Source organism: Auritidibacter sp. NML100628, assembly GCF_003185985.1.
GTDB lineage: Bacteria > Actinomycetota > Actinomycetes > Actinomycetales > Micrococcaceae > Auritidibacter > Auritidibacter ignavus.
In genome coordinates this window covers 1-12,406 of sequence record NZ_QHLP01000026.1, presented here as the reverse complement: position 1 = coordinate 12,406, position 12,406 = coordinate 1, and the positions used below count along the sequence as shown (strand labels likewise).

At 61.7% G+C, this 12,406-nt stretch carries 12 protein-coding genes and 1 pseudogene; 8 read left to right on the top strand and 5 right to left on the bottom strand.

From position 1 onward, the window contains the following. Positions 1–189 (top strand): hypothetical protein (locus DCC24_RS12460; RefSeq protein ID WP_233492093.1); only part of this gene is annotated, 189 nt, incomplete at its 5' end. Positions 190–240: 51 nt separating this feature from the next. On the opposite strand, the gene DCC24_RS11750 is transcribed toward DCC24_RS12460, so the two are convergent. Together DCC24_RS11750 and DCC24_RS11745 are read right to left on the bottom strand one after the other, a co-directional pair. Further along, positions 241–1,371: an FAD-binding oxidoreductase gene (locus DCC24_RS11750; RefSeq protein ID WP_110100089.1), complete on the bottom strand. Its 1,131-nt coding sequence runs from the start codon at positions 1,369–1,371 to the stop codon at positions 241–243. A gap of 36 nt (positions 1,372–1,407) precedes the next feature. Continuing rightward, positions 1,408–2,583, bottom strand: coding sequence for a hypothetical protein (locus tag DCC24_RS11745; RefSeq protein WP_110100088.1), 1,176 nt, complete (start codon positions 2,581–2,583; stop codon positions 1,408–1,410). A gap of 156 nt (positions 2,584–2,739) precedes the next feature. On the opposite strand from DCC24_RS11745, the gene DCC24_RS11740 reads away from it, so the two are divergent. Genes DCC24_RS11740 through DCC24_RS11725 form a run of 4 tightly spaced genes read left to right on the top strand, consistent with a single transcriptional unit; the run spans position 2,740 to position 6,656 of the window. Continuing rightward, positions 2,740–3,075 (top strand): metal-sensitive transcriptional regulator, encoded by a 336-nt coding sequence (locus DCC24_RS11740; RefSeq protein WP_110100087.1) that lies wholly within the window; start codon positions 2,740–2,742, stop codon positions 3,073–3,075. 32 nt (positions 3,076–3,107) lie between these two features. Beyond that, positions 3,108–3,341: a heavy-metal-associated domain-containing protein gene (locus tag DCC24_RS11735; protein WP_110100086.1), complete on the top strand. Its 234-nt coding sequence runs from the start codon at positions 3,108–3,110 to the stop codon at positions 3,339–3,341. Between the two features lie 28 nt (positions 3,342–3,369). Continuing rightward, positions 3,370–5,682: a cation-translocating P-type ATPase gene (locus DCC24_RS11730; protein ID WP_110100085.1), complete on the top strand. Its 2,313-nt coding sequence runs from the start codon at positions 3,370–3,372 to the stop codon at positions 5,680–5,682. Between the two features lie 29 nt (positions 5,683–5,711). Continuing rightward, positions 5,712–6,656, top strand: coding sequence for an NADP-dependent oxidoreductase (locus DCC24_RS11725; RefSeq protein ID WP_110100084.1), 945 nt, complete (start codon positions 5,712–5,714; stop codon positions 6,654–6,656). Here the strand turns inward: DCC24_RS11725 and DCC24_RS11720 are convergent. Further along, on the bottom strand, positions 6,653–7,282 hold the full coding sequence (locus tag DCC24_RS11720) for a response regulator transcription factor (protein ID WP_110100083.1): 630 nt from the start codon (positions 7,280–7,282) through the stop codon (positions 6,653–6,655). The genes DCC24_RS11725 and DCC24_RS11720 overlap by 4 nt on opposite strands. Next, complete coding sequence (locus tag DCC24_RS11715; RefSeq protein WP_146206331.1) at positions 7,275–8,600, bottom strand: sensor histidine kinase; 1,326 nt, start codon at positions 8,598–8,600, stop codon at positions 7,275–7,277. The genes DCC24_RS11720 and DCC24_RS11715 overlap by 8 nt, the downstream gene beginning before the upstream one ends. A gap of 378 nt (positions 8,601–8,978) precedes the next feature. On the opposite strand from DCC24_RS11715, the pseudogene DCC24_RS12570 reads away from it, so the two are divergent. The 3 genes and pseudogenes from DCC24_RS12570 to DCC24_RS11700 all read left to right on the top strand — a co-directional run. Further along, positions 8,979–9,179, top strand: a pseudogene (locus tag DCC24_RS12570) (MerR family transcriptional regulator); the annotation flags it as partial. Positions 9,180–9,283: 104 nt separating this feature from the next. After that, positions 9,284–9,817, top strand: a complete 534-nt coding sequence (locus tag DCC24_RS12455) for a hypothetical protein (RefSeq protein WP_233492092.1) — start codon at positions 9,284–9,286, stop codon at positions 9,815–9,817. A 161-nt stretch (positions 9,818–9,978) separates the two neighbouring features. Further along, positions 9,979–10,596 (top strand): recombinase family protein, encoded by a 618-nt coding sequence (locus DCC24_RS11700; protein ID WP_110100079.1) that lies wholly within the window; start codon positions 9,979–9,981, stop codon positions 10,594–10,596. Positions 10,597–10,827: 231 nt separating this feature from the next. On the opposite strand, the gene DCC24_RS11695 is transcribed toward DCC24_RS11700, so the two are convergent. After that, on the bottom strand, positions 10,828–11,982 hold the full coding sequence (locus DCC24_RS11695) for a hypothetical protein (protein WP_110100078.1): 1,155 nt from the start codon (positions 11,980–11,982) through the stop codon (positions 10,828–10,830). Between the last annotated feature and the right edge of the window lie 424 nt (positions 11,983–12,406).

Below are 12,406 nucleotides of genomic sequence, written 5' to 3'. Positions count from 1 at the left end.
CGTCGAGGTCTTTCGGATGGACTGTGTAAGAACTTCCATCATCGGAAGACCTCGACGTCTATCCGGGCAGCGCCACGCCGTGTCCTGGAATCACTGATCCACACCCTCAATTACGAAGAGCCGCCAATGCCAAGGATGATGGCAGCCGTGGCTCCAATGAGAACAATGCTTGAGATGTTCATGGGCTAGCTTCCTGAGAAGGGTCTCTGCGCAGAGAACGTGGTGGCAATACCCGAAATGTCATGACATTTCGGGACGGAACTCAGCCAGCAGGTGATCGGCGTAGGTCGGTTCCGGGGGATGATCTCGTGCGTGCGGTCCGCGAGCGCCCACCTCGGTGGTGGCTACCTCAGCAAACAGCGCCGCCAGTGTCAGCGAGAGTGCTCCGCCGTTGAGGTGGTAGAGCCTGCGGTGCTGGTCGGTATACCCGGCGACCGGATCGGCCGAAGACTGTGGCCCCGTGGTCAGGTGTTCGACCACGGGGCGCTCGCCTAACACCTCGGCGAGATGGCTGGCAATGTCCTCCGGCGTGCTCTGATCGGCCATGCGTACCCGGATTCGCCCGCTGGTATCGGGGCGGATGGCAGCTCCAGCGGTGAGCACCACATGGTGGAGATCGACGCCGATGGGCTCGGTGACGGCCAGCACCTCGTGGCCGGTCGCCGGAACATTATCGGAGGCGAGGATTGCCACATCGGCGGTGATTTCCTCGATCTCGCCCCAGCCGCCCGGCTCACTGGGGTGGTCAGCGGGTAGCCGGTACCGCAGCCGCAGGTGGGCCTGCCGATCGGTGGATGACATCGATTCGAGGCGTCCGGCGACGATGGCGACCCCGGCTTCGGTGAGTTGGGAGACCAGTTCGGCGATGAGTCGGTCATCGTCCAGGTAGCCCTCGGAGTCGATGAGCAGAGCGTGGCCCGCCTCGGCACCGCCCGCATTGAGTCGCACGCTGGGGGCCAGCTGTGCCAGGTCAGCGCGACTCAGGGTGGTGCTGGCTACCTGGTCTGCCGGGCCGGTGGGATGAGACCGGTCGGCAAGCACGATGACCCCGGTCAGGTGTAGCCAGGGTTGGAACTCCTCGGGGCTGGGGCCCTGTTGGTCCTCAACCCGTCGCATCAGTGCTGCGTCGTGCACGCGCGAGTGGGCGGCCAAACCCTGCCGGATCAATTCCTCCAGCGCGGGCCGGGCGATGGTCGTGACCTGGTTGATCACGGCGCCGAGACCGGCAAAGTCCGCACGCGGACCGGCAGGGCCCACCAGCGAGTCGTCGTGGTCGATCACGACCACCGAATGCCCGGCGTCGGCGAGCGAGACCGCGGTCATCAGCCCCTGAATGCCGGCGCCCAGAACGACAACGTGTGCAGTGTCCATCGTTGATGTGCTCCTGTAGGTTGTGTTGGTGCCGGGTTAGACGTCAGCGGGTGCGGGGGCCGGGGTGGTAGCCGGTGTGGCCTCGGGGTAGGTCCCGGCTGGCGTGTTGGCCCGCGGACGCGGTTGGTCCGAGGCGTAGCCGTTGGCGTCGTTCAACGCGCGGATCAAGACCACCAGCCAGGCGAAGAGGATTCCGGCCATGGCCAGTTCCACCCCGGTGAGGTTGTAGTAACCCAGTGGCCACCACAGCACCGCCGCAAAGATCGACAACCCGATCATCAGGTAGGAAAACAGGTAGATCACCACCGGCACGCCGGGTAACCAGATCGGGATGGTGGCAAATAACAGGAGGCACACGGCGGCCAGAATTTGGGTAAAGAGTGTGTGCAGCGGGTCATTGATATTGATGGGGACCATCGAGATCCCCACCAGACAGGCACCGATGAGCATCAGCCCGCTACGTAGCATCCAAATGGAGCCTCCACGTTTGCCCGTGGACCGACGCACGTCGGAGTAGGTGCGCAAGTCTTGAGAGATGAAATTGGCCAGCGTAAATAGCACCAGCCCGGAGACGGTCAGGGTGGTGTTGAAGGTCCAGAAGGACAGCACCCCGGCCTGGCCGGTGCCGAGTTCGGAGAAGAAGGCGTGCCACCAATACGGGTTTTCGGCCAGGAGCATGGCGGCGATAATGCCGGAGGCCATGAACACTGCCAGCAGGCTGGAAAGGGAGCGCGTTGAGGCGCGCGCGGCCGAGCTGAGGCCGAAATACCCGGCAGTTGCGACCACGATCCCGATCATGGCGGTGGCGGCAATCGCGTCAATTTCGAGTCCCACGAAGGATTGCTGGAATAACCGGAACAGCGCCAGACTGGCCAACATCACAATCGCCCCGTGCAGAATGATCAGCCCAACCCAGTCCAACACCAGCCAGAACCAGGCCCGGGATCGCATCCACGCCAGCGCACCACGGCGGGGGGCAGAGGCGAGTAACAGGCCAATCAGCGTGGCCAGCGCTGCGGTGATCCCGGCAGAGATACCGGTGACGGTTCCCACGGACGCGAAACCGGACAGGGGCGTGAGCTGGTCGGAAAAGAACCACCAGCCCACCATGGCTCCCAGCGCCCCGGCGATGATCGCTACCCAGATACCCCAGGATTCAATGCGAAATGAGCCCGAACGGGGTGGGGAGGACGCTGCGGGGGCGGTGGTCATTACTCCATCATAGATTCACCGCCCGGGCCTGCGTCGACAGCTGGCCCGTCACCGACACCATTCGATTGCCCAGAGAGGTTTAGGCCCTCCCGGGAATATACCCCCTCGGGGTATAGTTATGGGTAGTGAACGACCCAGCATCAGGAGAGACTTGCGATGAGCACCACGACACCACCACCAGTTCCGGACACAGCACAGCACCGGCATCAGTATGGCTATACCGATCATCGGCAGAGTTATCAGACCAGGTTGCGTCGGATCGAAGGGCAGGTGCGTGGCATTGAGCGCATGGTGGCCGATAACGAGTACTGCATTGATGTGCTGACCCAGATTTCTGCTGTCACCAAGGCTCTGCATGCGGTGAGTGTGAAACTTCTTGAAGACCATCTGGGCCACTGTGTGGCAGCAGCCGCCGCGTCCGGAGATGAGCAGCAGTTACAGGAGAAGGTCGCCGAAGCCACCGCAGCAATCGCCCGGCTGACTCGAAGCTAAACACAGTCCACTGACAGGAAGGATTACCCGCCATGACTTCCACCACCACCCTGGATATTTCGGGAATGACCTGCGAGCATTGCGTGCAGGCAGTCACCCGTGAACTCACCCAACTACCCGGCGTGGAGCAGGTTGCGGTGGACTTGCACCCCGAAGCCACCTCGATCGCTACGGTGACTGTAGCCACTGACACCCAAGCGCCGACTCATCACCAGTACGCCGAGGCCATCGACGAAGCCGGCTACACCCTCGTTGACGCACACTGAGTTGACACACACTACGAAGGACACTGAGATGACCACCCCGTCCAACGACTCGACCCACCACGGCTCCGCGGACACGCCCCACACCGGCGATGACCGGTCCGTCACCCTCGATATTTCCGGGATGTCCTGCGCATCCTGTGTCTCCCGGGTGGAACGGAAACTCACCAAACTCCCCGGGGTCTCGGCCACCGTCAACCTGCCGCTGAATAACGCTCGCGTGCAGGCCCCCGAACAGGTCACCGACCAGCAACTGATTGACGCGGTGGCCTCGGCCGGCTATGACGCCGAAGTGCACCACAGCCCACACCACCACAGTGGGCATGAACACCACGCTGAGCACGACCACCACGACGGGCAGGATCAACACTCCGGTGAAGACCATATGAACCACGGCCCATCGGCCAGCACGCTGAAACCCCGCTTCATCGTGGCGGCGATCCTGACCGTGCCGTTGTTTATCATCTCGATGTTTTCGTTCGCCCAGTTTCCCCACTGGGGCTGGGTGGCGCTGGTGCTGTCCACTCCGGTGGTGTTTTATACCGCCTGGCCTTTTCACTCTGCAGCGTTCGCAGCGGCCCGGCACGGCGCGTCGACGATGGACACGCTGGTGTCGCTGGGCGTGTTGGCGGCCTGGACCTATTCCACCATCGGGCTGGTGATGGACCCGATGATGACCGCGGTCCCCGGCCACCACGACCATCAGCTGTATTTTGAGACCGCCGGAGTGGTCACGACCTTCTTGCTGCTTGGCCGCTGGCTAGAAGATCGCGCCAAGCACCGCGCCGGGGACGCGCTGCGAGAGTTGCTGACGTTAGCGCCCGAAACCGCGGTGGTGGTCCGTGAGGGCACCGAGGTCGAGATTCCGGCCAGCCAACTGCAGATCGGGGACGAGTTTGTGGTCCGGCCCGGGGATAAAATCGCCACCGACGGCTACGTGGTCTCCGGTCATTCCGCCGTTGATACATCGTTGATCACCGGAGAATCCGTCCCGGTTGAAGTCGGCCCCGATGATACGGTCACCGGGGCGACCATCAACTCTTCGGGTCGTCTTCTCGTTCGGGTGACCCGCACCGGCGAGGACACCACCCTGTCACACATGGGGCAACTAGTCTCCGACGCCCAGTCACAGAAGGCCCCCATTGCCCGGATCGCCGACCGCATCTCGGCGGTCTTCGTCCCGATCGTACTGGTCATCGCCGCACTCACTTTGATCTTGTGGCTGGTCTTCGGCACCGGGCAGCAGGCCTTCCACGCCGCGGTCACGGTACTCATTATCGCGTGCCCGTGCGCCTTGGGTCTGGCCACCCCGGTGGCGCTGTTGGCCGGCACCGGCCGTGCCTCCCAGCTGGGCATATTGATCCGCGGCCCGGAAGTCTTAGAAGACACTCGCCAGATCACCTCGGTGGTCTTCGACAAGACCGGCACCATCACCCGAGGTTCGATGTCGGTGTCTGAGGCCACCAGCTTGGATGAGCGTTTCTCTTCCGAGGAGATTCTCCGGTTGGCCGCCGCCGCGGAGGCCGGCTCCGAACACCCCATCGCCCACGCCATCGTCGACGCCGGCCAGCAACTCGGCCACCTACCGAAGGCCACCGAGTTCTCCGCCACCGCTGGTGGCGGCATCTTCGCCACCGTAGAAGATCATCGCATGGTGCTGGGTCGCACCAGTTTTGTCACCGACCAGGCTGGGATCAGCCTCTCCCCGGAGGCCGAACGCGCCTTCCATGCTCTGGAGGAAACCGCAGCCACCGCGATCTGGGTCGTCATCGATGAGGCCCCGGCCGGGATCATTGCCGTCCGCGATCAGATCAAGGACTCCGCCGATGTGGCGATCGCAGACCTAACGGAGATGGACCTGACCCCCATGTTGCTGACCGGGGATAACCGCTCGGTGGCCACCTGGGTCGCCAGTCAGGTGGGCATCAACACCGACCACGTCGTCGCCGGAGTTCACCCCGAGGACAAGGTTGCCAAGATCCGCGAACTCCAAGAAGCTGGCGAGACCGTGGCGATGGTGGGTGATGGCGTTAACGATGCCCCGGCCCTGGCCCAAGCCGATTTGGGCATCGCGATGGCCTCAGGCACCGATGTGGCCCGTCAGGCCGCACAGATCACCGTGATGGGATCCTCGCTGGGGCAGATCACCCAGGCGATCCAGCTGTCTCGGAAAACGCTCCGGGTGATTAAGTCCAATCTGTTCTGGGCATTCGCCTATAACGTGCTCGCCCTCCCGGTGGCAGCCTTCGGGCTACTGTCCCCGATGATTGCCGGGGCCGCGATGGCACTGAGCTCGGTGCTGGTGGTGGCCAATTCACTGCGGCTGACTCGTTTCGCCCGCTAGTGGTCCGGGGTGCCAGCTAGGGTGAACCCATGCAGATCTATGGATTTACCCGCTACGGTGGCCCCGAGGTCTCCGGCGTGCTCGACGTCGAGGTCCCGGAGGTCACCGAGAACACGGTGCTGATCCGCACTGAGGCCTCGGGACTGAATCCCGGAGACCTCAAGGTCCGGTCCGGGGCCCGCACTGGGTCATTTCCCGTCAGATTCCCCATGGCCATGGGGCGGGAAGCCGCCGGGACCGTGGTCAGCCTCGGACCCGGTCTCACCCCGGAGGTCGCGACTCAGATTCCGGTGGGCACCCGGGTCTTCGGCTCGGCCGCTGCCGGAGTGGGCACCCTGGGCGAGTACACACTCCTGACCGCTATCTCCGCAACCCCGATACCTCAGGGATTGAGCGCTGCCCAAGCCTGCTGTATTCCGACCTCTGTGGGCACCGCCTGGGATGGGCTGGCCGAACTCGAACAAGCCGGGCTCAGTCGTGGCGAGACACTGCTCGTACTGGGGGCCGGCGGAGGTGTGGGCTCGGCGGTGACCGGATTAGCCACCTGGCGCGGCCTCAGGGTGGTGGGGGTGGCCTCGGAGAGTAAAAAAGAACTGGTCGAGTCCTTGGGCGCCAGCCACGTGCCAACGGGGGCCCTTGAGGCTGTCTCTGATCAAAAATCCCCCACCATCGCTGCAGTGTTTGACACCGTCGGGGGCCAAACCCTCACCGCAGCGGCTACCTTGCTGGCCGGAGACCACTGCCCACCGCGCATTCGCTCGGTGGCCGACCCAGCATTGGCCACCACCCTGGGTGGCAGTGGAGTGACCCGACACCGCCGTCGCGAGATCTTTTCCCGCATCGCCACCCAGCTGACCCAGCACCCGACCTTGCCGGTGGTCTCAGAGATCCTCGACTGGGATCGGGTCGCCGAGGCGGTCGCCACCGTCGAATCCGGGCATGCCATCGGCAATATTGTGGTGCGCGTGAGCTAGACGAGTCGTTGCTCCCGGGCTACCGCAATCGCCTGGGTGCGATTATCGACCCCGAGTTTTTGATAAATATGCACCAGGTGGGTCTTCACTGTTGCTTGGGAAATAAACAGGCTACGGGCAATATCGCGGTTGCTTTCCCCGGTTGTCAAGGCCTGCAAAATCTGTAGCTCCCGGGCCGAGAGTTGTGTACCGGCCGGTTGTTGGGCCCGGGAAATCAGCACCTGGGAGACTCTGGAGGAAAAAGCATGATCACCCCGGGCGGCAGCTTGTACTGCCTCGTGTAATCGGTCCTCAGCAGCGTCTTTGAGCAAATACCCCACCGCTCCGGCGGAGACTGCCGCCAGAATATCGGCCTGAGAATCATAGGTGGTCAGAATCAGCACCGGTGGCGCTGACCCTGTCTGCTGGGCCTCTTCGGCTAATGCCCGGGTGGCCTCGAGTCCGCCCATCCCGCGCATCTGTAAGTCCATAACCACCACGTCGACCCCATCCGGTCGGTGGTCTGCCAACGCCGCGGTGCCATCTGCGCCTTCGGCGACCACACTGATGTCTGCAAAGCTTTCCAGAATGGCCCTGAGCCCAGCACGGACCACCGGGTGGTCATCGATCAGCATCAGCTTAATCATCCTCGCCTCCCAGCGGTATGCGCAGTCCGATCACGGTCCCGGCGCCCGGGGCTGACTCCACACTGAGCTCTCCTCCGGCCTGAACGGCCCGGGTCTTCATGCCCGAGAGCCCGAAATGGTGCTCGGTGTCCACGGCCTCGGGGTCAAACCCGGTGCCGTCGTCGAAAACGTCGAGAGTGAGCATCCCGGCGGTGGCTGTCACGGTGATCACCACTGTGGAGGCCGCGGCGTGAGCCAGCGCATTGGTCAGTGCCTGATCGGCGATGCGTAGCACCGGGGTGAACCGCTCGGTCTGGATCACTAGCTGTTGGTCCTCCACCGCCGGTTCACCGCGTAGCAGCAGCTCCACCGGCTGGCGTTGGGCGCGCGCTTCGGCTTGGTGGCGTTGCACCATCGCCCCTAGTTGTCGCATCAGCTGTGACCCGGTGGGCGCCTGGTGGTTGTCGTCGAGCGCCTCGGTGGCCGTGGCCGGATCCGCCATGGTCTGTACCAGTTTGCGGGCGGTGGCAAGGTTCTTTTCGGCACTGTCGTGCATCAGGTGGAGCTGATCGTGCAACCGTGCGGTGTCCTGGTCGGCTACGGCATGTTGGGCGGCCCGGGAGAGGAGCACGAGTGAGGAGAATCCTTGGGCGAGGGAGTCGTGGATTTCTTGGGAGACCCGTTGACGTTCCTGCAACTGTCCGGCTTGACGTTCGCTGGTGGCCAGCTCGTGTCGAGTCACGATCAGGTCCTCGACCAGCTTGCGGTATCCCACCGCCTGATCGTGCAGCACGTGATAGACCCGGTAGGCCACCACCGCCACCACCGTGCCGAGTACCGGTCCGAGCACCCCGGCGACCTGCACAGCCCCGGAGGCCAGGTACTCGGCTCCAATGGTGACCGTTAACAGCACCAGCAGGCATCCGAGAGCAAGCAGTCGACTGATGGGTGTCAGCACGTGAATGCTGACGAAGACCAAGGGAAACATCACCCAGATGAATTCGGCCGAGATCAAACACAGCATCGTCCAGCCACCGATGACCGCCACGAGCCACACGGGCGCATAACGGGAAGCCAGCCTGGACGCAGCGAGCCCGACTCGGCGTTCCCAGACGGTGCCGGCCACATAGATGGCAGCAACCATCACAGCCAAGACGACGACCGTGATCTGCATCCCAGAGCTCAGCGTTTCGCAGAGCACGGCTCGGATCGTGGCGAAGACCAGCAGAAACGCAAACATCACGTGCAACACCACCCGCAACCAGCGCATCACCGACTCCACCGGAGCCGGATGGCCGGTGGTCAGATACGCTACGGGCTCGGGTGTCGCAACGGTCACGTATTGTCAGCGTAGTCGGGTTTCTCACCGAGTGCATCAACCAAAAGGTTGAGCCAGGTTCCAACCGGTTAGCCGATGTGTCTGCTCTTCCTCACGCGAAGACTAGAAGGCATACCCCTTTACACACTGTCAGTTTCAGAAGGCGACTGCATTTCGATGCCAGTCGTGGCGCGGGGTGTGTAGCCAGCTTCTGACATGTCATTGTCAGGAGTCGCCTGCACAACCTGCCATTGAGTTCCTTATCGGTCAGGTGTTTTCCCTGTGCGGTTGCCGATCCTCAATACGGGTGTCTGGCTGCAGGGTGTGGAGCGTTTGACTCTCCTGTTACTGGAGACCTGATACTGAAAAGTGTTAGCCCTACTTGAGGAGATTGCAGTCATGATGACTATTGGAGAATTTGCCCTGCACACCGGTATCAGCGTGAAGGCGCTACGATTTTATGATGAACGTGGAATCCTGCCAGCGGCCGAGGTCGACCCGGCCACCGGGTACCGGTTCTACGTCGCCGGGCAGCTACGGGCCGCTACCACTATTCGGGTTCTGCGGGCAGCTGGGATGCCGCTGGAATCTGTCGAACAGGTGTTGCAGGAGCCAGACCGTGTTGTGGACCTGCTGGCCCCCATGAGCGTCAGCTCCAAGCCCAGCGGGAAGTTCAAGACCGAGCGATCCGTATCGGCCAAGGCATGCTGGCCGAATCAGGCCAGCAGCCAGACGTCAAAACCCGGCACGTCGGTCCCACCCATTGGGCAGCGATCTCAACCACGGTCCGGGTCGCAGACGATGACATTGACGATGCCGATTGGGCAAACAGCGACTTTCAGATGCTCCACACCGCACTATCTCAGGCGGGTAATCCGCCTATCGGCGGCTGGTGGACTGCTATCGATCCAGCTGATGCCGCTGATGAGGTGGAGGTATTGTTGAGTTGGCCGGTGCGTGAACCAGTCCCGAAGGACTTCTCCCTCGACGGTGTAGAGCTACGCACTGGGACTCTGCCAGATCGTACCGAAGCATTCGTGCGCACCGAGATCGATGAGGTTGAAGACGACCTCCTTGACGATACTGCAGGCGGTCGTTTGCTGCATCCGAAGTATCTCGACTTCGTCGAATACCTGGATAAAAACGGCCACCAATTTCGTCAACTACGACAAGCCGCAGTACTCCACGACGAAGGTGTGCCGGTGGCCATGGAAATCACTGCCACCATCAACCCATAAGAGGGTGCTCTTGCGTCTAGAATATCTGTCACATTAGCTGCCGGCGACCCTGTTTGCATGACGTAGAATACATAACGGGTTAAGTGACAATTTTCCCTAGTCGGTGCTGCGCCGTCGGATTGTCACTTAAACGAACGAATACATGACAGGAGCAGACCAGGATGTTGATCGGGTACGCACGAGTCTCAAAAGCAGACGGGTCCCAAACCACGAACCTGCAACGGGACGCGCTGCTTGCCGCAGGCGTGGACCCGGAGCAGATTTACGAAGATCAAGCGTCCGGCAAACAAGACGATCGTCCCCAGCTAGCGGCGTGTCTGAAAGCGTTGCGCTCCGGGGACACGTTGATCGTGTGGAAGCTCGACCGGCTGGGTCGGGATTTGCGGCACTTAGTGAATGTCGTCCATGATCTGACCGACCGTGGCGTGGGGTTGAAGGTGCTCACCGGCCAAGGGGCGGCCATTGACACCACGACTGCTTCCGGCAAACTGGTGTTTGGCATTTTCGCTGCTCTGGCGGAGTTTGAACGTGACCTGATTTCTGAACGCACCAAGGCCGGACTCGCTTCAGCGCGAGCACGTGGCCGCAAAGGTGGACGACCCTACAAAATGACGCCGGCCAAAGTCCGCCTGGCTGCGGCGTCCATGGGGCAGCCTGGTACGAAGGTCGGTGAGCTGTGCAAAGAACTCGGAGTCACCCGGCAAACCCTTTACCGCCACGTCTCTCCGACAGGGGAACTCCGTCTCGACGGTAAAAAGCTCCTTGGCATCGACCTATGAATCGTCTTCTGAAATCCGTGCAGTCAGCTTCTGGAAATGACAGTGAGCGTGCCGAATATCTGCGGCAGTACAGCCCATATTGCTGGCATCAAACCGAGATAGCAGGTTCGGCAACTCATCTATACCCACCAAAAAGACTTTTCTTTACCAGAGAGCGCCATATAACACAAGCCTGGTCTTTTCTGCGTATCCCGATAAGCTAAATCCACCACTATCGAGCATCACAAACCCTCATTCGTGCTGATGAGGCTTCCGGGTTGATGCGGGTTTCCACACCATGTCGGTGCCACCGTCTTCAAGCATCCAGCAGGTGCTTTCCTGGCTGTGGGTAATGTGCGAGGAGAACCAGTAGGTTTCATCGGGGTTCCAACCGGCGATGACACTAGCAGTACCCGTGATCTCATTGACGGGAATCGTCACACCGGCTGCGGCCAGATATGCGCCGACCTGGAGATGTACGGCGTCATAATGCTCTGCGACCTGCGCCCAATCGGGGATCACCCAACGGCCGGTGCGTCCGGTTGTACGGTACCAATCGTGGCGTTTCTGTGCGGTCACCTCCAGCGGAAATCGCGCGCACAGTTCTGCCCAGTCAGCGGCACTATAAATTTCGAACACCGACGCTTTCTTCGGTACGATCAGCTCCACGCTGTTTGCGCGCTCCCATCCGAGGTGATCCTCGACGAACCAAAGCCCGGCAGGACTGCCATCAAACAGCAAGCGCGTGGAGGAGGGCATGGTCTTGGGTGGGTGTGACCACCATTCGCCACTCCAGTTCGCAGTGGGGTCCGCGTCGCGTTCCGTACGAGCGGCATGTTCTTCGGTCCGTTCGCGGTGTCGGGCTGCCAACAGGGCTGCCTGAATATCATCAGGGATAGCTGGTGGAGGAGCATCTTCCCATTGCACTGAATATTGTGCCGGGATATAGACTGGCGTGCACCACCATGCTGTCAGTTGAGAGGCAGCGACATGCTGGGCTACACGTTGGAGGCCAAGATACATCTCGGGAACTGCCGCTAGTAGGTCTTCGCCGTCGGGCTCCTGCCAGTACCGGACGTTGCCCACAGCCGCTACCAAGGCTTGTCGGAGCGATTGCGGTGTCGGGTCGGGCAGTTCGACAGCATCGAGGCGCTCTGCGACCGCAGCAGGGGTGACCTCCACTAGGTGCGTATCCGACATGGGCTCACCGAAAACCGCATCCGTGTTGTTATTGCCAGGCTCCAGGTGACGGGAGGCGAGGATCGCTGCATGACCGAACGTGCCTTCGGCACGAACCGGATTGCGTGCAAGTTCGGAAGCCAGGGCATACTCCAGCAAGAAACGGCGGCCTCGGGGGCCGGAAAGTAGGACTTGTTCAATGCTTAATTCTGGGGGACTACCGCCCATGTATTTAACCCTCACTTCTTGGGTTCTTCATCTCCGCTTTGCTTCCTCAGCAAAGCCATGAAACTGTCAGGATGGGAGTCGCCATTCGGCAGCAGGATACCACCTATCGCGTAATACTCAGTGTCCGCGATGGCCTCTTCAACGACCCCTGAGGAGATCTTTACGCCGCTGGTGCCCCAGGCAGCATCCTCGCAGGAAACTTCAGCATGAGGCCCACAAAGAGGGTAGGTTACAAGGCGGATTCAACTGGTCGTCGCAACACCTTGAGGTGAGAAAGGTGTTCAAGGATGGTGACCAAGGACTGGAGCATGAAGATCAGCGAGGTCCCGGAGGGGATGCGGCGGCAGTGGCGCGCGGACCGGGCGTTGCGGCCAGCAATGCGTTCTCCGGGCAGACCGCAGCCATCGAGGGCGGTGCAGCGACA